This is a genomic window from Stenotrophomonas genospecies 5, assembly GCF_054473825.1.
Genome location: NZ_JBTMUW010000003.1, coordinates 345,768 through 365,568 on the forward strand (window position 1 = coordinate 345,768; position 19,801 = coordinate 365,568).

The 19,801-nt window shown below is 64.2% G+C and carries 16 protein-coding genes; 7 read left to right on the forward strand and 9 right to left on the reverse strand.

The genetic code is table 11. The features are described from left to right. Positions 1–176 precede the first annotated feature (176 nt). Positions 177–653, forward strand: coding sequence for a nuclear transport factor 2 family protein (locus tag ACX9OW_RS18610; RefSeq protein WP_459062676.1), 477 nt, complete (start codon positions 177–179; stop codon positions 651–653). A gap of 59 nt (positions 654–712) precedes the next feature. Here the strand turns inward: ACX9OW_RS18610 and ACX9OW_RS18615 are convergent, their stop codons facing one another. From ACX9OW_RS18615 to ACX9OW_RS18625, 3 genes are all read right to left on the reverse strand, one after another. Beyond that, positions 713–1,306, reverse strand: a complete 594-nt coding sequence (locus tag ACX9OW_RS18615; protein WP_414487753.1) for a hypothetical protein — start codon at positions 1,304–1,306, stop codon at positions 713–715. A gap of 45 nt (positions 1,307–1,351) precedes the next feature. After that, positions 1,352–2,266 carry an HNH endonuclease gene (locus ACX9OW_RS18620; RefSeq protein ID WP_459062677.1) on the reverse strand — a complete coding sequence of 305 codons (915 nt, stop codon included), beginning with the start codon at positions 2,264–2,266 and terminating at the stop codon, positions 1,352–1,354. 147 nt (positions 2,267–2,413) lie between these two features. Next, the gene (locus tag ACX9OW_RS18625) at positions 2,414–3,553 is read right to left on the reverse strand and encodes a YncE family protein (protein WP_459062678.1); all 1,140 of its coding nucleotides are present in this window, start codon (positions 3,551–3,553) and stop codon (positions 2,414–2,416) included. Between the two features lie 688 nt (positions 3,554–4,241). Here ACX9OW_RS18625 and ACX9OW_RS18630 point away from each other — a divergent pair. Beyond that, positions 4,242–4,610, forward strand: a complete 369-nt coding sequence (locus ACX9OW_RS18630) for a hypothetical protein (protein WP_459062679.1) — start codon at positions 4,242–4,244, stop codon at positions 4,608–4,610. Between the two features lie 289 nt (positions 4,611–4,899). On the opposite strand, the gene ACX9OW_RS18635 is transcribed toward ACX9OW_RS18630, so the two are convergent. Beyond that, positions 4,900–7,266, reverse strand: a complete 2,367-nt coding sequence (locus ACX9OW_RS18635; protein WP_459062680.1) for a P-loop ATPase, Sll1717 family — start codon at positions 7,264–7,266, stop codon at positions 4,900–4,902. Positions 7,267–7,314: 48 nt separating this feature from the next. Continuing rightward, positions 7,315–10,002, reverse strand: a complete 2,688-nt coding sequence (gene aceE / locus ACX9OW_RS18640) for a pyruvate dehydrogenase (acetyl-transferring), homodimeric type (protein WP_053520110.1) — start codon at positions 10,000–10,002, stop codon at positions 7,315–7,317. Between the two features lie 573 nt (positions 10,003–10,575). On the opposite strand from aceE, the gene ACX9OW_RS18645 reads away from it, so the two are divergent. Beyond that, complete coding sequence (locus tag ACX9OW_RS18645; RefSeq protein ID WP_053520111.1) at positions 10,576–11,133, forward strand: PadR family transcriptional regulator; 558 nt, start codon at positions 10,576–10,578, stop codon at positions 11,131–11,133. Between the two features lie 59 nt (positions 11,134–11,192). Further along, positions 11,193–11,990: a siderophore-interacting protein gene (locus ACX9OW_RS18650; protein ID WP_459062681.1), complete on the forward strand. Its 798-nt coding sequence runs from the start codon at positions 11,193–11,195 to the stop codon at positions 11,988–11,990. Between the two features lie 17 nt (positions 11,991–12,007). Here the strand turns inward: ACX9OW_RS18650 and ACX9OW_RS18655 are convergent, their stop codons facing one another. Further along, a complete protein-coding gene (locus tag ACX9OW_RS18655) occupies positions 12,008–12,832 on the reverse strand; it encodes a hypothetical protein (RefSeq protein WP_459062682.1) in 825 nt (274 codons plus the stop codon). 181 nt (positions 12,833–13,013) lie between these two features. On the opposite strand from ACX9OW_RS18655, the gene ACX9OW_RS18660 reads away from it, so the two are divergent. Beyond that, positions 13,014–13,415, forward strand: a complete 402-nt coding sequence (locus ACX9OW_RS18660) for a hypothetical protein (protein WP_459062683.1) — start codon at positions 13,014–13,016, stop codon at positions 13,413–13,415. Between the two features lie 104 nt (positions 13,416–13,519). On the opposite strand, the gene ACX9OW_RS18665 is transcribed toward ACX9OW_RS18660, so the two are convergent. Both ACX9OW_RS18665 and ACX9OW_RS18670 read right to left on the reverse strand, forming a co-directional pair. Beyond that, positions 13,520–14,230 (reverse strand): YceI family protein, encoded by a 711-nt coding sequence (locus ACX9OW_RS18665; protein ID WP_074902043.1) that lies wholly within the window; start codon positions 14,228–14,230, stop codon positions 13,520–13,522. 85 nt (positions 14,231–14,315) lie between these two features. After that, a complete protein-coding gene (locus tag ACX9OW_RS18670; protein ID WP_053520115.1) occupies positions 14,316–14,906 on the reverse strand; it encodes a malonic semialdehyde reductase in 591 nt (196 codons plus the stop codon). 126 nt (positions 14,907–15,032) lie between these two features. Here ACX9OW_RS18670 and ACX9OW_RS18675 point away from each other — a divergent pair, with 126 nt between their 5' ends. Both ACX9OW_RS18675 and ACX9OW_RS18680 read left to right on the forward strand, forming a co-directional pair. Continuing rightward, positions 15,033–15,992 (forward strand): mitochondrial fission ELM1 family protein, encoded by a 960-nt coding sequence (locus ACX9OW_RS18675; RefSeq protein WP_459062684.1) that lies wholly within the window; start codon positions 15,033–15,035, stop codon positions 15,990–15,992. A gap of 101 nt (positions 15,993–16,093) precedes the next feature. Continuing rightward, entirely contained in the window at positions 16,094–16,660 is a 567-nt protein-coding gene (locus tag ACX9OW_RS18680; RefSeq protein ID WP_053520117.1) for a queuosine precursor transporter, read from the forward strand. Between the two features lie 111 nt (positions 16,661–16,771). On the opposite strand, the gene glnE is transcribed toward ACX9OW_RS18680, so the two are convergent. Further along, a complete protein-coding gene (gene glnE / locus ACX9OW_RS18685; RefSeq protein ID WP_180875822.1) occupies positions 16,772–19,567 on the reverse strand; it encodes a bifunctional [glutamate--ammonia ligase]-adenylyl-L-tyrosine phosphorylase/[glutamate--ammonia-ligase] adenylyltransferase in 2,796 nt (931 codons plus the stop codon). Positions 19,568–19,801 lie beyond the last annotated feature (234 nt).

A 19,801-nucleotide genomic window follows, 5' to 3' on the forward strand; every position in this document is an offset into this window, starting at 1 on the left:
CCTGTGGCGACCGTGAGGGAATCCGCCCGCGCCATGACATGCCCTACACGCCTGGCGCCCGGCACCCGCACCCGGAATCCGGCCGTTCGTACCCGGCAGACGCGGCTTCGTCGCACCTGTGCGCCGACCGCCCCCGCAGCGTGCCACTGTGCGCCCGACATCCACGGAGACGCGCCATGCTGTTCGCCCTGCCCTTGCTCGCCGCCGGCCTTGCCGCCAGCCCTGCCCCGTCCGATACCCTGCGCGAGCAGATCCGCCAGGCCGATACCCAGCTGTTCGCGGTGGCGTTCGAGGCCTGCGATGCCGATCGGGCCGCGGCGATGACCACCAAGGACATGGAGTTCTTCCATGACAAGGACGGCAAATCGGCCAGCAGCCGCGAGGACTTCCGGCGCAGCGTGGCCCGCATGTGCGACAGCGCGCGCCAGGGCGGCTGGCGCCTGCGCCGCGAACTGGTGGAACGTTCGCTGCAGGTGTTCCCGCTGCACGACGAGCGTGCATTGGAGATAGGTGACCATCGCTTCTACGAACGCGGCAAGGACGGCCTGGAGCGGTGGGTGGGGCAGGCGCGCTTCGTGCAGGTGTGGCGACGCGTGGACGGCACCTGGCAGGTGGAGCGGGTGATCAGCTATGACCACCGCGGGGTGGATTGAGGTTGGGGGGCGCTTACAGGCCTGCCCCTTCGATCCACCCCAGCAGTCGAGTGGCGGCCTCACGTCATTCCGAGCCAACGCTCAATCGCTGCGCTGCCTGCACTGAACAGCAGGTAGCGATGGAGGCACCACCCCGCCAACACGCCAGCAATCGCAACCCATAGCCAGTACGGGGCAGATGCACGCAGCGAGAAATCGCCGACCAGCAAGAAGTACGCCAGTAGCATGGCCACCATGGCCGTAATGCAGTAGCCCGCCATGAATGCGCAAGCGAGATACCTTCTTCGTTGTGGAGTGGAATGCCGCCGATGGCGCCATGTCAGCTCACCGGTGGTGTCATCCAGATCGATCAGTTCCCACGCGTCAGCGATCTCCATGATTGCCCGCGCCGGCTGGTCCAACCGGGAGAGTTCCTTAATCAGCGACACCGGCAGATAGGCGCCAAAGTGATGTCGCACAGCAACGGAGAGCCAAAGGTCATCCTTGCCATCCGCACGCTGAAATAGCTCAAGGAACTCCTTTCGCGATGTACCTTTCGACTGCGCATTACTTGCAATCCACTTGAACAGCAGAACAGCGATAGCGCACAAGATGAGTGGGAAGAGCAATTGCCCACCATTCAAGTCCACCAGTCGATTGATGATGCCATCCATGCGTTATCTCCCTGAGATGCGAAACAGCGGTGCCGAGCTCTCGTTCTACCTCTGGAACCGCCGGTTACGGTGGTAGTCGAGGTACCGCCGCTGCGCTGCATTGAACGGCTGCTGCGCCCGTCGCTGCTCGAGCGACCAATCCTGCAACAGCGTTGCGGGCAACTTGGGGCTCACGATAAGTCCACCCTCGTCATCGAACGAGATGAACCCCCGATCGAATAGTCGATCGACATGCGGCGCAAGCATTAGGCCATTGTTGCCATCTAGACGCTCCGCGTTGTCACTATCCGCCCACGGCTTGATGTGGCTTGCGATAAGAAAGTTGACATCACTGGTTCCCGTGACGCGGCACCTGAGCTCAATGGCCTTCACGTTGTTGCGGAACTTCCCCTGTCCCAGGCGCGCGGTAATCAACTGCTTCTTTTGAGTTACCGAGAGCTCGCGATCATTCTCAATCTTTTCGATAGCGCGGTTGATCGGCACGTCCTCCTGCCACTGCGACACCTCATCAACATCAACCCTCATCAGTGCTAGGAGTTCGTCTGCCATGCGCTGCGGCACCGGGCAGAGGTACGCCTCGTTCGCCTTGCCGTTTCGCTTGAGGGGCGAATACTTGTCCGGGAGATGAGGATCGAGACGATCCATATGCTCGCTCACCAGCAGCGGTGCCTCGAGCAGGCGGTACGTCACAGGGACGGCCCAACCGTCCTTGCCCCACTCACTATCCGGCACATCGAACGCGTCTGGTCGGTCCTGGGAGTGGTGCGGGTCCGTTACCACCGCAAGGGCTTTGATCCGCTTGTTCGCAAATGCGAAGACCATGTCGCCGGGCTGGACCTGCGTCATATGGTCATAGAAGGGACTGGAGTACCCGCCCTTCTTTTTCTTTGGGGACCACAGAAAGCCGCCCTGGAACGATGCGTCGAACGTCTTCTTCTGATTGACCCACCAATACCTCATTCCTGCCCCCGTCTCGTCCAGATGACGCAGCCTCCTGGCCGCCTGACGGGATACTACCTAGCAATGTCGTAATCGGCACGATTTCGTCCAAAGGAACAGAGGCAGGGGATCGCCCTGCCTCTGCCTTTGACCTATCGCGTGTTGCGCTTACAACTGGATGCGCGCCACGCTCTCGTTCGCGTCCTTGGCATCCTTCTCGCCGTTCTTGATGCTCACGTACAGCACGTTGTTCTTGGCATCCAGCGCCAGGCTGTTCGGGTGGGTCGGCACCGGGTAGGTGGCCACCTTCTGGTAGCTCTCACTGTCGTACGCGGTCACCGTGCCGCCGTCGCGGTTGGTCACGTACAGGCGCTTGCGCGGTGCGTCCAGCAGGATGCCCAGCGGGCCAGCGTCGGTCGGGATGCTGGCCAGTTCCTTGCCGGTGGTGCGGTCGAGCACCAGCACGCGCTGGCCCGGGTGCTTGCTGGTGAAGCCCGCGCTGCTCTTGGTCATGTAGCTGCGGATCATCTCCGAGCCCTGGTCGGTCACGAACAGGCGCTTGCCGTCCGGGTGCAGCGCGATGTTCATCGGCTGCTCGGCGCTGATCTTGTGCTGGGCCACCACCTTGTTGGCGTCGGTGCCGACTACCACCAGGTCGGCCAGCAGGTTGCTGGTGTACACACGCTTGTTGGCGGCATCCAGCGCCAGGCCTGGCGCCTTGGCGTTGCCCAGGCCCGGAATGGTGTCGATCACTTTCAGCGTGGTGGTATCAACCACGAACAGCACGCTGCCCTCGCTGGAATGGCCGGTGACGTACAGACGGTTGGCCGGGCTGTCGACCACCAGTTCGCGCAGGTCGTGGGTGTAGGCGGCCTTGCCGTCCTTGCCGACCTTCTTCTCCATCAGCTGCACGATGCCGATGGCCTTGTTCTGGGCGGTATCGACCACGGTTACCGAGGTATCAACGGTGTTGCCGACGTACAGGCGGTTGTGGGCGTCATCCAGCACCACGCCGAACGCCTTGCGCTCCAGCGGGATGCGGGTTTCCACGGCCAGCGTGGCCGGGTTCAGGCGCAGCACCTGCGACGGGCCGGCGTCATCGCCGAAGCCACCGGACGAGGCAACGAACACGGCGTTCTGGGTGGGGCTGTACGCCAGTTCGTACAGGCCCTTGGCGATGGCCTGGCGCTGCACGGCAGCGGGGGTGCTGGCGGCGGGCGCGTTATCGGCGAAGGCCACCGGCGCGCCGACGCTGAGCGAGATGGCAAGGGCCAGGACGGCCGAGCGGAAAGCGGAATGACGGAACATGCGAGCATCCTTGATAAGGGCACGGAAGGGTGTCCTGGCTCGCTGGGCCGTACGGCGACGGCCCGCCCCGGGTATGTCTGCACGGGGTGGGCTGGCTGGGTTGCGGGGGAATGGTAGCAGGCTGGCGAGAGGCGTGGCGCCGAGGATGACGGCCGAAGTGTCGTTTTTGGCTCGCCATTTCGGCTGCGAGGCGATGACGATGGCCCGATTTCGGTGTGGACGGATGCTTTCGGGAGGCCTTGCGCGATCGGCAGGCGGTAGCGTTCTGTGCGGGCGTACAGGCTGATTACGATCTTTCCTGTCGCAGAAAGCTTCCTTGAAGTTCGATTGCGGAGATTGTCGTCGCATACGGCACGCTGGCCATCTGCGACAATAGTCCTGCTCTGTGGAACAGCGTGTTTTCTCCGCAAATTCCAATTGGATTTCAGGGCGCAGGCGTGAGCAGATTGGCGGGCCACCGGAAAAGGGTGGCGCGGGACTCGAAAACCCGTCCAAGTATCAGATGTTCACGCTTGTCAGCCGGCGTCACGTTTGTGTGGCGCCGGCTGGCAATCCGTTCGCGTTCCATGGCGGGCGGTGCGTGGGGGTCTTCGGACCCGCCGGTCTGATACTTACCGGTTTTCGAGCCACGCATCGTCCCGCCACCTCCATCGGTGGCGTTGCTTTCTGTCCTGTACGGAGCATTGCCATGAACGAATCGGATTTCCGTTCCCTGCACGCGCAGTACGATCCGGCCAATACCGAGCCCGAGCGCGACGCATCCCCCGATCCCAACGGATTTGTCTCTACCCTGCGTCGCATCGGAAAGGGTGCGGCTGCGGACGGTCAACCGTGGCCGGAGCGGCATCAGCTCCCGGGGCGTTGTCTTCAGCTGGCGGATGCGGATTGTGCGCTGGCGGGATTGCGTGTGGTAGCAGAGCTGATGCTGGCTGCGGAGCGGACTCGGCAGAATGGCTCGCCCGAGGAGTATGTCGGGGATCGGGTGATGGAGGGGTTGAAGATGGCTTGTGTGGCGTTGACTGCGCAGGTTACTGAAAGGTTGCAGGTGCGGGGGTAGTCATGCCTCCACGCTTCATTTCTTACCTCGTGGCATCATTGCTCGAGTAAGAACATTGGGCAATTCGGTGTCGGCGTCATTGCGTAGCCCTTCTTGAGCTAACGGCGTATAGAATCACCTCAAAACCGCGCGCGCTCCGCTGCTCGGAGATCACTAGCACCGCCTCTAGCGGCCCATGAACTTGACTTCGCGAAGCTATCACTACTTGGAGAGCGATCGCGCCACTCTTGCTGTGCTATAGCGGCGATTGAGGAAAGCGCAGAGCCACTTCAACCCGAATCCTGGCGAACTATTTAATTCCTAGGGCCGGCCAGAATGCTGGGCTGATGACAAAAGATTTAACATGGCTTGCTCGACGCTTCCTATACGCATCGAGCAGCTTTGGATTATACGCAACGTCGTGGATGAACTTTGAATCCCCCAATTCGTCAAGGCAGCCCAGAAACCCGTACCAGAGCAATATTTTCACTAAGTGATCTGCATCGCACTCAGGAACTTTCGCATCCTGAAGTGCGCTCCGTAGCTCATCCTCGGACAACTCATGATCGAGACCGATGAATGAATACAAAATATCCTCCCCTTGCGGATAAACATCGCGAATTTCGTGACTAAGATCAGCGATGAGATCGGATGAAAATATGTTCATACCCTTATCGATATCGTCAACGTCAATCCGATCACGACCAAGCGTAATCGCCATTCCGCGGCAGTGATTTATCAGATCTATTAAGTATCGAGGACGCATCATAGATCGGTCAATCAAATACTGAGAACTCTCTTCCCCACGTATATGACTAACACAGACCTGCGACCACAGTGACTCGAAACTATCTATATCGTTTTCTGAATGGTATGAAGCTCGACGCAATATCAATTGCCTTAACAACTCTGAATCAGTCCAATCGAGCAGAGCCTTTGGCTCCTTACCTCTATCTGCCATCTCATCAATAAGGATTTCAAAAACATCATTTCTAATAAACATCAAGGTATGAGCCTCGACGCCACCACGCTGGATCCTTCGTTCCAGCTTCCTCGTTGCCTCAACCAACGACTTAACTATTATCAAGTCGTCCTCATTTATTCCGCGACTTGACCATCCCTTGTCTATATTGTCAAAAAGTATCCAGACAGCCTTCTTTGAAGACAAGTATGAGAGGAGCTTATCCTGTAGATTCCTTATGTCACTACTGTATATCAATTCAGTTATCTGTGGCGTGGATAGCATCTGGGAATCCGCCCCTCCGAATCTTTGGGCATAGTCGTTCTCTATCCTCCCCAGAAGTCGCGCCATTCGCTCCGCAAAATCCCCCTGCGCCTCATAACCAAATTTCTGATATTCACTTGCCAAGTCCCTGTAGGCACTTATTACATCTTCGTCTCTGTACAGGTAGGAATCCCTATCCCTCTCAACGACCTTGTGACAGGTTTCAAGCCACAGGAGACTATCCCAGAATGCAGTGATGGTATGTTCAAAACTCCCCCTCTCGAGGAGCTTAAGCACGCGGTCTTTAAACTTTATGAGCCGATATCCGTCAGGCTTTAGATCTAGAACGACGTTGTCACGACTGGATCTCATTCGATCCCGAACTTGCATAAAAAGAGCAGTTTTTCCGGAGCCCTTCCGCCCAACAATTAGGCGCACTTCCCCGCGCTGCGCCCTCCGATACCCATCAATTGGTAGATAGTAATTATGGAGATCTCGAAGCTCGTTCTCAGCAGATGAGGCCCCCAGATCAAACTTTTCCAGAGTCGTGTACTCTCTTCTCTGGACATCTTCAGGGGATCGCTGGACCTCTTCGTAGACCATTCCAGCGAAGTCGCTTATGAAATCATCAATTTGGTCGGGATGCGCATAAGATTTAACAAAGTCCCTGTAATCCAGAGGAACGGGATCTGCACCGGACTGCAGGATCGACACAACTTTCCCCATCCCCTGCGCGAGCCCTGCGATGAAGGCCCCCCTTAGATTAGATATCTCGTGATCAGCCACTCCATTTGATATGAGGTGCACGAGAACGCCATATGACTGGGATACTTGCTGTATCGCATCTAGAGCAGACAGACGCGGCTGCTCGGTGGGATCAAAACTGCGAAAAGCGAGACGTGCCTTACGGACTCTAGAAAGAATTTTGGTCGCGCCGTCCGTCTTCCATTTGTCCTGCGTTAAATATACTGGAGACTTCTTATTCAGTACCGAGGAATTAGGAATGGCGGACACCTCTCGGATCCCCGAAAGATAATCTTGCAACCCTTTAGAATTTTCATATGCCCTGTAGCCCAGCGTATCAAATATTCCAAGCTCATTGATTTTGCTAGCCGCAGGTGCTGCGTAAGGCTCATTCCGGACGACAAGGACACGCTTCCCCTTCCCAATTGCGTATCCAATCTCGTATATCACATTGAAGTTTAAGACCGTAATGTCTGCAACTAGAAAATCGCTCGCTTCAATTCCTGACAAAACCGTCGCCGCTATGAACCTACCTGGAATATCCAACTCGGGCCATCCAGTGACCTCCACCTGTCCAGAATACCTATGAAAATCGTGCAGCGCGGACTGAATGGTCGCGCCGACTTCCTTGGGCGACGACGAATAGGCAAAAAATCCTTTTAGTTGGTCAACCACGTTAGCCCCCTGCTGCTGTGCTTTGTCCAACATAGCAAAAAGGCGGCCTTTCGGCCGCCCTTTCATCCAACCATCACCCAATCAAACCCCAACAGGATTAGCCTTCTCCGGATCAATCTTGTACTGCTTGATCGCCCGGGCCACATCCTTCGCGGTCATCTTCCCTTCCTTCGCCAGCGCCGCAATCGCGGCATGCGCGATGTAGTACCGGTCAACCTCGAAGAAGCGACGCAGGTTCGCACGGGTATCCGAACGGCCGAAACCATCCGTACCCAGCACGGTGTAGCTCATCGGCACGAACGCGCGGATCTGGTCCGCATACGCACGCACGTAGTCGGTAGCGGCAATCGCCGGGCCCTGGCGGCCTTCCAGCAGCTCGGTCACGTAGGCCTTGCGCTGCTCGCCTTCCGGATGCAGGCGGTTGTGGCGCTCCACATCGAAGCCGTCGCGGCGCAGTTCGTTGAAGCTCGGGCAGCTCCAGATATCGGCGGTCACGCCGAAGTCCTTGTCCAGCAGCTCGGCGGCGGCGATGGCTTCGCGCAGGATGGTGCCCGAACCCAGCAGCTGCACGCGCAGTTCGCCCTTCTTCGGCTTGCCGGCGTCGGTCAGCAGGTACATGCCCTTGACGATGCCCTCGGCTGCGCCTTCCGGCATGTCCGGGTGGGCGTAGTTCTCGTTCATCAGGGTCAGGTAGTAGTACTCGTCTACCTGGTCTTCCATCATCGCCTTGGTGCCGTGCTGCAGGATCACCGTCACTTCGTAGCCGAAGGTCGGGTCGTAGCTGCGCACGTTCGGAATGCCACCGGCCACCAGATGGCTGAAGCCATCTTCGTGCTGCAGGCCTTCACCGTTCAGCGTGGTGCGGCCGGCGGTGCCACCCAGCAGGAAGCCGCGGGTGCGCATGTCGGCGGCCTGCCAGGCGATGTCGCCCACGCGCTGGAAGCCGAACATCGAGTAGTAGATGTAGAACGGCAGCATCGGCACGTTGCTGACCGAGTAGCTGGTACCGGCGGCCATCCACGAGCTGATCGCGCCCGGCTCGCTGATGCCCTGCTGCAGCACCTGGCCGCTCTGGTCTTCGCGGTAGAACATCAGCTGGTCGGCGTCCACCGGCTTGTACTTCTGGCCGAACGGCGCGTAGATGCCGATCTGGCGGAACAGGCCTTCCATGCCGAAGGTGCGGGCTTCGTCGGCCACGATCGGCACGATGTGCGGGCCCAGCTCCTTGTCGCGCAGGGTGATGTTCAGGCTCTGCACGAACGCCATGGTGGTGGAGTAGGTGCGCTCGCCGCTGCTCTTCAGCAGGCGCTCGTAGGTTTCCAGCTTCGGTGCGTTGAAGCTCTTGTCGGCCTTGCGGCGGCGCTGCGGCAGGTAACCACCCAGGGCGGCACGGCGCTCCTGCAGGTACTGCACTTCCGGCGAGTCCGGGCCCGGGTTGTAGAACGGCACCTGGCCGTCCTTGAGCTGCTCGTCGGTCACCGGAATGTTGAAGCGGTCGCGGAAGTGCTTGACGGCTTCGTCGTCCAGCTTCTTGGTCTGGTGGGTCGGGTTCAGCGCTTCACCGGCGCTGCCCATGCCGTAACCCTTCACGGTCTTGGCCAGGATGACGGTCGGCATGCCCTTGGTGTTCACGGCCTGGTGGTAGGCGGCGTACACCTTGTGCGGGTCGTGGCCACCGCGGTTGAGGCGCCAGATGTCGTCGTCGGACAGGCCGGCGACCATCGCGGCGGTCTCCGGGTACTTGCCGAAGAAATGCTCGCGGGTGTACGCGCCGCCGAAGGCCTTGCAGTTCTGGTATTCGCCGTCGACGGTTTCCATCATCAGCTTCTTCAGGACGCCGTTGGTGTCCTTGGCCAGCAGGGCATCCCAGTAACCGCCCCACAGCAGCTTGATGACGTTCCAGCCGCCGCCGCGGAACACGCCTTCCAGTTCCTGGATGATCTTGCCGTTGCCGCGCACCGGGCCGTCCAGGCGCTGCAGGTTGCAGTTCACCACGAAGATCAGGTTGTCCAGGCCTTCACGGCCGGCCAGGGCGATGGCACCCAGGGTTTCCGGCTCGTCCGACTCGCCGTCGCCGATGAAGCACCACACCTTGCGGTCGGACTTCTCGATCAGGCCACGGTTTTCCAGGTAACGCATGAACTGCGCCTGGTAGATGGCGGCCAGCGGGCCCAGGCCCATCGACACGGTGGGGGTCTGCCAGAAGTCCGGCATCAGCCACGGGTGCGGGTAGGAGGACAGGCCACCGCCGTCCACTTCCATGCGGAACTTGTCCAGCTGCTCTTCGCTGATGCGGCCTTCCAGGAAGGCGCGGGCGTAGATGCCCGGGGCGCTGTGGCCCTGGATGAACAGCAGGTCGCCGGGGTGGTTGTCGCTCGGGGCGCGCCAGAAGTGGTTGAAGCCCACGTCGTACAGGGTGGCGCCGGAGGCGAACGAGGCGATGTGGCCGCCCAGGTCGCCCGGCTTGCGGTTGGCGCGGACCACGGTGGCCATCGCGTTCCAGCGGATGATCGAACGGATGCGCCATTCCAGGTCGGCATTGCCCGGGCTCTTGGCCTCGAACTGCGGCTCGATGGTATTGACGTATTCGGTGGTGGGAGAGAACGGCAGGTAGGCGCCCGAACGACGGGTCAGCTCCACCATGCCTTCCAGCAGCTGATGCGCGCGCTCGGAGCCCTCGACATCAATAACGGCCTTCAACGACTCGATCCACTCCTGGGTTTCCACAGGATTCGGGTCGTTGTTCAGCACCTCGTTCAACCAGTTCATTAGCGCTCCCATAACCGCACGCACGCGCGCGACTGTTGTATAGATATCTAGACCGCAAAGTGTAGCGCACCAAGGGCTTTCGTCACTTGGCTACGCTGGCGTATGGACGCATGCAGCCAGTGTCCGCAAGGCATGTCCCGCCTGTCTTCGGCGGGCCAGCAGGCGCGCTGCAGGCCGCTGCGGCGGGCCTTGGACCGCTTCGGGCACGTCGCGATTGCCCGCCTGGCGCATGTGCAGAACGAAGTGTTACCCAGGGCGATGACCGTTGTAGGGCACGGCCGACCGCGTGTGGGCCTACGCCGGGGGCACCGCAGCTGAATGACTGATGCGGTGTCGCGCCCGGCTCTGGACCGGGCTGCGCCTGCCGCGCAATGTGGCGGCGAGTGTTGGCACTGCCGCAACGGCCCGCCGTCTGGCTGCCTCGCTCCCTTCCACAGTGGTCCCCGGGGCGCACCGCAAGGGCGCCCTTTCTGTGTACGTGGCCCAAACGCGGCACGGTTGTGGCCGGATCGATGCTTGCCGGCGCCTGCCCTATCGATATATCGTTTCGATACTCGTTACCGATATATCGAAATGAGCCGTTCCCCTTCCCCCAGAACCCGTTCCAGCGAATCGGCCGTGCCCCGCCGCCATGGCCAGCCACGCGTGCTGAGCCGGGGCGACCTGCGCCTGCTGGTACTGGCCCTGATCGGCGAGCAGCCGCGCCATGGCTACGAGCTGATGCAGCTGATCAGCAACCAGTTCCTGCAGGCCTACACGCCCAGCGCCGGCACCATGTACCCGCTGCTGGCGAGCTTCGAGCAGGCCGGCTGGGTGGCATCGGAGGAAGTGGATGGCCGCCGGGTGTTCCGCATCACCGCCGCCGGCGAGTTCGAGCTGAAGGTGCAGCGCACCCAGGTGCGCCTGGCCCAGCGACGGGCCTTCGATCGTGCCCGCGAGATCACCAAGGCATCGCTGCCGCCGCCGCTGGCCAGCGCCCTGCGTGACTTCAAGCGGGCGCTGGTGCATCACCACGGCCGCTGGGCCGAAGGCGAGGCCGAGCAGGTGGCGGCGCTGCTGTCGCAGGCATCGGCACTGATCAACGGCACCACCGGTAGCGAGCCCACCTCTTCAACGACCCAGCCAGACTGACTCCAGCCAGGTCTCCCCCTACGCCGCGCCCCCTGCGCGACACCTTTACAGGTACTCCCATGACTGAGCATCACAACGCGCGCCTGCGCCTGGATGTGAGATTCCGCGAACTGACGGTGCTGCGCACCGAGGTGGTCACCCCGCACATGCGCCGCGTCGTGCTGGGCGGCGATGATCTGGCCGGCTTCGATTCGCCCGGCGCCGACGACCACATCAAGCTGTTCTTCCCCAACGCCAGCGGCGAAATGGTGCTGCCGGTGCTGACCGCCGAAGGCCGCAGCTACCCGGACGGCAAGCAGCCGTCGCCGGCACGCGACTACACCCCGCGCTGGTGGGACCACGACGCCAGCGAACTGGCCATCGACTTCGTGCTGCACGACCAGGGCATTGCTGGGCCATGGGCCGAACGGGCGCAGCCGGGCGACAGGCTGGTGATCGGCGGCCCGCGCGGCTCGTTCGTGGTGGCCGACAGCTACGACGCCTATGTGCTGATTGGCGATGAAACCGCGCTGCCGGCCATTGCCCGCTGGCTGGATGTGCTGCCGGAGGGCGCCGAGGTGCAGGCCTTCATCGAAGTGAGCGATGAAGCCGAGCGACAGGACCTGCCGCAGTACGAGAACGTGCAGATTCACTGGCTGGAACGCAATGGCTTCCCGGCGGCCAGCAGCACGCTGCTGGAAGACATGCTGACCGACTTCGAGGCACCGGAGGGCGACACGTTCTACTGGATCGCCACCGAATCGCGTCGCGCACGGATGATGCGCAAGTTCATCGAAGGCCATCTGGGCGTGCCGCGCGACTGGATCCGCTCGACCGGCTACTGGAAGGCGCACCCGGACGATACCGACGGCGACTGAGCACGCCGCGTTTTGCCTCAGTCTGCGTGAGCCGGGCATGGCCCGGCTCTGCAGCAGGCAGCCACCGGCATGCGCTCCTGTCGCCATCCGAACCGGTGCGCGGCCCAGATCTCCAGCGCCATCAGCAGCACAACGACCAGCCACGGCAGCAGCAGGCCGAAATACACGCCCGGCATCATGCCGTTGATCTGCGCTTTCACCAGCCGCAACACGCCGCGGGTGTGCAGCAGTTCGTCCACGCGCATCGTCAGCGCTTCGCGCACCACCGTCGGCTCCACGCCCAGTACACCGGCCTTGTCCACCAGGGTGTCTTCCACCAGCCCGCGCAGCACGCCTTCGCGCACCTTGCCGATCACCCAGCCACTGGCGCGTGCCAGTACGCCATCGCCCAGGCCATCCAGTACCGGCAGCGGGTGTTCGCTGAGGTAGGCCGAGGCGACGGCTTCGGCCACATCGCCCACCGTGCCTTCGCTGTGCAGCGCATCGCGCATGCGCGGGTCGTCAAGCGAGTCGGTGAACCCGTGGCTCCACTTGGCCACGAGCGTCTGCAGATGCGGCTGGAAATGGTCCATCTGCTGGAGCAGCGCGCGGTGCGCGCCCGCGGTGAAACCCAGCTGCAGGCCGAAGAAGGCGGTGCCCAGCGGCAGCAGCAGCGCGTAACTGGCCAGCAGCCAGTGATGCCAGCGCCTGCGCCGCTGCAGCCAGCCGCGGCGGCGCAGCGCGTACCAGCCGGCCAGGCCGACCATGAGGCCCAGCAGCGCGCCCAGCACGCTGCCCACTGCCAGATCGAGCACGCTCAACCCGGCCCAGAATTCGTTCAACCAGTACTGCACGTCCTGCATGGCCTTACCTTCCGTGGATGAAACAGCAGGCGATTGTAGGACCGGGTTCACTGTTGGTGGCTCTTCAGCCCATGCCACAGGGTCAGACCCCTTGTCCCACGGAGCGGCGCATGACGCCGGCATCGGATCGAGCCGGGCAGATGCGACAATCGCGCTCCTTCCCAGTTGCAACGAGGCCCCTGTGGGCAAACTGACCTTGGCCGGCGTCGATGCGCTGCGCTCCCGCTTCAACGACGACGCCGCCTGTGATGGCGCGCTGGCGGCCTTCGCTGATCCGGCCGCCCTGCGTGCACCGCTGCGGGACCTGTTGGACGCCGAACGCCGGTTCCTGCAGGCCGAGTACGAAGTGGCGCAGGTGGCCGATGTGCTGCGCCGCGACCACAAGTACGCGCCGGTGGGCCGGCCGTCGGTGCATATCGTGCAGCTGCGCAAGCAGCAGGCGGCGACCAGGCAGGCCGCGTTGATCGCACGTCAGGTGGTGGCGCAAGCCGCGCAGACCTTCGTGCGGGTGAGTGGCATGACGGTGAAGGCCAAGCAGAGCCCGAGCGAGGCGTGTGCAGCGTGGCTGGGCGCGCTGCGCTGAGCGCGCGTACCCGGCAGCGGCCAACGCGCGTTCCCGGCGCTCAAAAAAGAAGGCCCGCTTCGCAGCGGGCCTTCTGCCTTCTCACGACGAGTGAGCGGGGTGCATCAAGCGGCCGGCTTCTCGCCGGTGGCTTCGGTGGTGATGCGGATCTTCACTTCATCGCTGACGTTCGGGGCGTAGGCGCCCACGCCGAAATCGCTGCGCTTGAGGGTGGTGGTGGCATCGAAGCCGGCGGCCGGAACCTTGGCCATCGGGTGCTCGCCGCCGCCGTTGATGGTGACGTCCAGGGTCACCGGCTTGGTGATGTCCTTGATGGTCAGATCGCCAGTGACGGTCAGCTTGTTGGTGCCGGCCGATTCCACCTTGGTGCTCTTGAAGGTGGCCGCCGGGAACTTGGCAGCGTCGAAGAAATCGGCGCTCTTCAGGTGCTCGTCGAACTTGGCGGTGAAGCTGTTGAGGCCGCTCAGCGGCAGCTTCACTTCCACGGTGGACTTGGTCACGTCGGCGGCGTCGTACACCAGGGTGCCTTCAGCGTTGCCGAAGTGTGCGCTCGGGTTGGAGAAGCCGAAGTGGCTCCACTGCGCCAGCACGTCGGTGTGGCTCGGGTCGAGCTTGTAGGTGCCCGAGGCGATCTGGATCGCTTCGGCGGCCGGCGCGGCAGCGGCAGCATCGGCAGCCGGGGTGGCGGCCGGCTGTTCGGTGGCGGCCGGAGCGGCGGCATCAGCGGCCGGGGCAGCGGTATCGGCCGGCTTGGAGCAGGCGGCGATGGCCAGGGTCAGGGCCAGCGGCAGCAGCAGTTTACGGGTGGCGCTCATCTGAGGAACTCTCCGGATCGTAGGGTGGGTACAGGGTGCAGCAATGGCCCGCCGCAACCGGCGGGCCCGAAACCGATACAGCGACTTACGCGATGCGCGCCGCTTCGTCGAACGACAGACGCGGCAGGCGCGGGAACAGGCCCGCCGGGTCACCGTACCCCAGGTTGACCAGGAAATTCGACTTGATGCTGGTGCCGGCGAAGAAGGCTTCATCGACCTTGGCCGGGTCGAAGCCGGACATCGGGCCGGCATCCAGGCCCAGCGCGCGCGCGGCCAGGATCAGGTAGGCGCCCTGCAGGCTGCCGTTGCGGATGGCGGCCTCGTGGCGGCCTTCCTGCGGGCCGTCGAACCAGGACTTGGCGTCGGCGTGCGGGAACAGGTACGGCAGCTTCTCGTGGAAATCCAGGTCGAAACCGATGATGACGGTGACCGGTGCGGCCATGGTCTTGTCATGGTTGCCTTCGGACAGCGCGGGGGCCAGCTTGGCCTTGGCTTCGGCCGACTTCACGAACACGAAGCGCGCCGGGCTGGCGTTGGCCGCGGTTGGGCCCCACTTCACCAGCTCGTACAGTTCCTGCAGCAGGCTGTCGTCCACCGGGGTGTCGAGGAAGGCATTCTGGGTGCGGGCGGTGCGGAACAGCTGATCCAGTGCGGCGGCGTCAAGCGCGTGGGACATCGGTGCATCTCCAGGGCGGCGAAGGGGAGTCAGTGCCCGCGGGCAACGCGGGGCGAAACGACCAGCCGCAGTGTAGAGTGTCGCGACTGTTGCAACACCCAGCAGGGCTGAAACGAATTAATGCCAATGGTGAAACGATCGAGCGCACCGTGGACGGTCACCGACGGCCGTGCAGGCAATGTCCGCCAAGCGGTCGCGCTGGCCTCGGCGCTGCGCCAGGGCACCTATCGACCCGTGGTACTGCAGCCTCGGGCGCCCTGGCGCTGGGTCACCCCGCGGCGCCTGCCCGGGGATGCCAACGGCTACGGCGATGCGTTCGCGGCACTGGCTGCCGAGCCCCCTGCGCTGGCGATCGGCTGTGGCCGCCAGGCCGCCGGTGCGCTGCGCGTGCTGCGCGCCCGCGGCACGCAGGTGGTGCAGATCCTCGACCCGCGCATCGGCGCCAGGCATTGGGACGTGGTGGTGGTACCCGAGCACGATCGCCTGCGCGGCAGCAATGTGCTGACGTTGATCGGCAGCCTCAACCCGGTCGATGACGACTGGCTGGCCTGGGGACGGGCCGCGTTCGCCGGCTTCAGCACCCTGCCCGGTCCGCGCACTGCACTGCTGGTGGGCGGCCCGACGCCGCTGGCGCCGTGGGACGAAACGGCGATGGTCGGTGTGTTCCGCGCCCTGGCCGCGCAGATCCGCAACGAAGGCGGCAGCCTGCTGGCCACCACCTCGCGACGCACCCCGCCGGCACTGGCCGAGATCCTGCGCGCGACCTTCGCCGACCTGCCGCACGTGATCTGGGGCGACGGCGGCGACGGGGTGAATCCGTATGGCGGCCTGCTCGGCTGGGCCAACCGGGTGGTGGTATCGCCCGATTCGGTGAACCTGCTCTCTGAAGCCTGCGCCACGCGCATGCCGGTGATGGTGGCGCTGGCGGAGACCGCGCAGGGACGCCTCGCCCGCTTCCAGCAGCAGCTGCACGAGCGCGGGCGATTGCAGACACGCTGGCTGGACTGGCAGTACGACCGCATCGAACCACTGCGCGAAACCGCGCGCATCGCCGCCGAGGTCAGGGCGCGGCTGGCATTGGGGTAACGCCCCACCGTTGACGGCTGGTGTGTTCCTGAACGGGTGGTTTTGGATTTGCCTTTGGCCGCGCGGATAATGGGCGATTCCCCTTGTCCTCCTGGCTCGCCATGTCCGTGCGTCCCGCCCCCGTTTTTGCCCCGCTGACCCCGCGCGCCCTGGTGCTGGCCGTGCTGGCGATGGGCGCGGTGGTGCTGCTGTCGAACGTGCTGGTGCAGTACCCGATCAACGACTGGCTGACCTGGGGTGCGTTCAGCTATCCCGTCGCGTTCCTGGTGAGCAATCTGATCAACCGCCGCTTCGGCCCGGGACCCGCCCGGCGCGTGGCCTGGATCGGTTTCGCGGTGGCGGTGCTGTTGTCGGTCTGGGTGGCGACGCCGCGCATCGCCATCGCATCGTGCTCGGCCTTCATCGTGGCGCAGCTGCTGGACATCACCGTATTCGACCGCCTGCGCCGGGGCAGCTGGTGGCGTGCGCCGATGGTAGCCACCACCTGCAGCGCGACGGTGGACACCACGATCTTCTGGTCGATCGCCTTTGCCGGTTCCAGTCTGCCGTGGGTGAGCTGGGCGGCAGGCGATCTGGCCGTGAAGCTGGCCATCGGCGTGTGCCTGCTGGCGCCGTTCCGCGCGCTGCTGTGGAAGATGGCGCCGCTGCGCGCGGAAAGCGCGCGGTGATTCCGCCGGGCATGGCCCGGCGCTACCGCTGCGTTTGTTTGGATGACGCCGGCATGGCGCAGCGCGCCTGTTCGGGTAGCGCCGGGCCATGCCCGGCGGCCTCGCCGCCGATCAGCCGAACGGCAGGCCGGCCGCCCGGCAGGCCGCACTGATTGCTGCGCAGGCCGCTTCGATGGCCGGTGTGGTCGGTGCCAGCCGCGGGCGACGGTCCAGCGTGCAGGCCAGGCCCACATCCAGCAGAGTGGCATGCGCAGCGTGCAGTGCCTGCGCGGTGGCGACCGGCAGGAATTCCGCTGCGGCCAATGCATCGATCAACGACGGCGTATCGCGGGGTGACAGCAGCGCCGGTACCTGTGCACTGCGCTCGAGCACACCGGTCTGCAGCAGGAACTCCAGGTCCACCACGCCACCGGCGCCCTGCTTCAGGTCGATGCGCGCGGCATCGCTGCGGTCCAGTTCGGTGCGCATGCGCCCTCGCATCTTCAGCACATCGGCATAGAGGGTGGCGGGGTCGCGTGCACGGCCCAGGGTCTGCGCACGCACCTGCTCGAAGTCGGCCAGCAGGCTGGCATCACCGGCCACGCCGCGCGCACGCACCAGCGCCTGATGCTCCCAGGTCCACGCGCGTTCGCGCTGGTATTCGGTGTAACTGGCCAGGGACGAGACCAGCGAGCCTTTGCCGCCGTCCGGCCGCAGGCGCACGTCGATGTCGTACAGCCGACCGGCGGCGGTGACCGCGCCGAGCAGGGCCATCACCTTCTGTGCCAGCCGCGCGTACCAGCGTCCCGGCTCCAGCGCGCGCGCGCCATCGCTGGCCTCCACGCCCGCCGGATGATCGTGCAGGAACACCAGGTCCAGATCGGAACCGAAGCCGAGTTCGAGGCCCCCCAGGCTGCCATAGCCGATGATCGCAAAGCGCCCACCGGGAATGCCGCCGTGGGCGGCCTGCATGTCGGACTCGGCCATGGCCAGCACCGTGACCACCACCGCCTGCGCCAGCTCGGCCAGTTGGCGGGTGCTGTCGACCGCGCCCTGGCGGCCGTCCAGCGTGGCCATCGCCATGCGGAAACTCAGGGCCAGCCGGGTTTCGTTGAGCCAGCGCAATGCGGCCTCCGGATCTTCGACCGTCAGCGCCTGCTGGCATTCGGCCAGCATGCCGGCCGCATCCGGCATCGGGCCGGACACGCGCACGTCCAGCAGTTCGTCCAGCAGCAACGGATAGGCCGCCAGGCGCTCGGCCAGCAACGCGCTGCGCGCCAGCACATCCACCAGCCGCGCCAGCGCACTGGGCTGTTCGTCCAGCAGGGCCAGATAACTGGTCCGGCGCAGCACCGCCTGCAGCAGGCCGAGTACGCGCTTCAGTGCGGCATCCGGTTGCGGCGAGCGCGTGGCGGCGTGCAGCAGCGCCGGCAGCACGCGGTCCAGCCGCGCGCGCGCGGCGTCGGACAGCGACTTCACGCCGGTGCTCTGCGCGAAATCGCGCAGCGACTGATCGGCGCCGTTCGCATCGAGGAAACCGGCTTCGGCCAGCAACGGCGCGTCACTGCCACCCGGCAGGCTGCGCCAGTAGTTGGCCAGCGCGTCCGGCGCCGCCTGGCCCTTGCGCGGTGCCAGCAATGCAGCGAACTCGGTGCTGACCCGCTGCTGCTGCACGGTCAGTGCGGCGCGCAGCGCCTCCCAGTCCGGGTAACCCAGGCCCAGGGCGATGCGCTCGCGGTCGATCGCATCGCTGGGCAGCACATGCGTCTGCGCATCGCGCAGCATCTGCAGCCGGTTCTCCAGGCGGCGCAGGAACAGGTAGGCCTGCTCCAGCGATGCGCCATCTTCGGGTGCGATCTGGCCCGCCGCCACCAGCGCCTGCAGCGCCACCAGCAGGCGACGTTCACGCAGGGCCGGTTCGCGGCCGCCACGGATCAGCTGCAGTGCCTGGCACAGGAATTCGATTTCGCGGATGCCACCGGCACCGCGTTTGATGTCTTCATGCAGTTCGCGGCGGGCGACTTCAGCCGTGATCGCAGCCTTCATCTCGCGCAGTCCGTCCAGCGCGGTGAAGTCCAGATAGCGTCGATAGACGAACGGGCGCAGCGTCTGCAGCCACGCCTCACCGGCGGCGATATCACCGGCCACGGCACGTGCCTTCAACCAGGCGTAGCGCTCCCAGTCGCGGCCCTCCCGCTGGAAGTACTGGTCCATCGCAGCGAACGACAGCGCAACGCGGCCGGCACTGCCGAACGGGCGCAGGCGCAGGTCGACGCGGTGACTGAAGCCATCGACGGTGGTTTCATCCAGCAGCTTGGCCAGGCGCTGGCCGAGCCGCGCGAAGTATTCTTCGGCGGCCAGCGGACGCGGTCCGTCCGATTCACCGCCCTGCGGGTAGGCGTAGACCAGGTCGATGTCGGAGCTGAAGTTGAGTTCGCCACCGCCGAGCTTGCCCAGGCCAAATACGACAAGTTGCTCGACGCGGCCCTCGTCATCACGGATCACGCCGTGGCGCTGTGCGAATTCCTGCTGCAGGGCGTCCAGCGCCAGCCGCAGGCAGTCTTCGGCCAGGGCGGTGGCGCCGGCCAGGGTCTGTGCCACGTCATCCAACCCGGCCAGATCGCGCCAGACCAGGCGGGTCGACATCGCTGCACGCCAACGCCGCAGCTGCGCCGGCCATTCACCGGGCTGCACCGGGTCGAGCACCGGCGTCGGCAACGGCGGGCACCCCGGCTGGGCCAATTGCGACAACAGGCCGGGCTGCCGCACCAGCGTGTCCAGAGCGAAGTCACTGGCGATGGCCAGGTGGGTCAGCAGGGGCCGCAGGTCGGCCGGAATCGGTTCCGGAACCACCTGGGCCAGGCGCGACAGGGCACGATCAACCAGGGGCTGCAGCGCGGCGGGCAGTTCGGCGGGGGCGAGGGTCATGCGTTGATTCTCGCGGCGCCGGGCGCCTTTGCCAACGGCGGGAAGTCGCTGCGCCGCGGTCCATCGCGCGCATTCATCCTGGGCAGCGGGCAATAAAAAAGCCCGCTTGCAGCGAACTGCCAGCGGGCTCTGCTCCCTCCCCCACGTCGGGATGCAGGGCCATCCTGCGGGCTGCGAAAGGACTTTGCACGCTGCACTGCAAAACAGAACCGGCGGGTATGGATAGCCCCGCCC

What these genes read in the sequence shown, in the direction of transcription:
- ACX9OW_RS18665 (WP_074902043.1), bottom strand. Translation starts at nt 14,230, where the DNA reads ATGAGCGCCACCCGTAAACTGCTGCTGCCGCTGGCCCTGACCCTGGCC.
- ACX9OW_RS18650 (WP_459062681.1), top strand. Translation starts at nt 11,193, where the DNA reads ATGACTGAGCATCACAACGCGCGCCTGCGCCTGGATGTGAGATTCCGC.
- ACX9OW_RS18675 (WP_459062684.1), top strand. Translation starts at nt 15,033, where the DNA reads ATGGTGAAACGATCGAGCGCACCGTGGACGGTCACCGACGGCCGTGCA.
- ACX9OW_RS18655 (WP_459062682.1), bottom strand. Translation starts at nt 12,832, where the DNA reads ATGCAGGACGTGCAGTACTGGTTGAACGAATTCTGGGCCGGGTTGAGC.
- ACX9OW_RS18615 (WP_414487753.1), bottom strand. Translation starts at nt 1,306, where the DNA reads ATGGATGGCATCATCAATCGACTGGTGGACTTGAATGGTGGGCAATTG.
- ACX9OW_RS18610 (WP_459062676.1), top strand. Translation starts at nt 177, where the DNA reads ATGCTGTTCGCCCTGCCCTTGCTCGCCGCCGGCCTTGCCGCCAGCCCT.
- aceE (WP_053520110.1), bottom strand. Translation starts at nt 10,002, where the DNA reads ATGAACTGGTTGAACGAGGTGCTGAACAACGACCCGAATCCTGTGGAA.
- ACX9OW_RS18645 (WP_053520111.1), top strand. Translation starts at nt 10,576, where the DNA reads ATGAGCCGTTCCCCTTCCCCCAGAACCCGTTCCAGCGAATCGGCCGTG.
- ACX9OW_RS18670 (WP_053520115.1), bottom strand. Translation starts at nt 14,906, where the DNA reads ATGTCCCACGCGCTTGACGCCGCCGCACTGGATCAGCTGTTCCGCACC.
- glnE (WP_180875822.1), bottom strand. Translation starts at nt 19,567, where the DNA reads ATGACCCTCGCCCCCGCCGAACTGCCCGCCGCGCTGCAGCCCCTGGTT.
- ACX9OW_RS18620 (WP_459062677.1), bottom strand. Translation starts at nt 2,266, where the DNA reads ATGAGGTATTGGTGGGTCAATCAGAAGAAGACGTTCGACGCATCGTTC.
- ACX9OW_RS18625 (WP_459062678.1), bottom strand. Translation starts at nt 3,553, where the DNA reads ATGTTCCGTCATTCCGCTTTCCGCTCGGCCGTCCTGGCCCTTGCCATC.
- ACX9OW_RS18635 (WP_459062680.1), bottom strand. Translation starts at nt 7,266, where the DNA reads ATGTTGGACAAAGCACAGCAGCAGGGGGCTAACGTGGTTGACCAACTA.
- ACX9OW_RS18630 (WP_459062679.1), top strand. Translation starts at nt 4,242, where the DNA reads ATGAACGAATCGGATTTCCGTTCCCTGCACGCGCAGTACGATCCGGCC.
- ACX9OW_RS18680 (WP_053520117.1), top strand. Translation starts at nt 16,094, where the DNA reads ATGTCCGTGCGTCCCGCCCCCGTTTTTGCCCCGCTGACCCCGCGCGCC.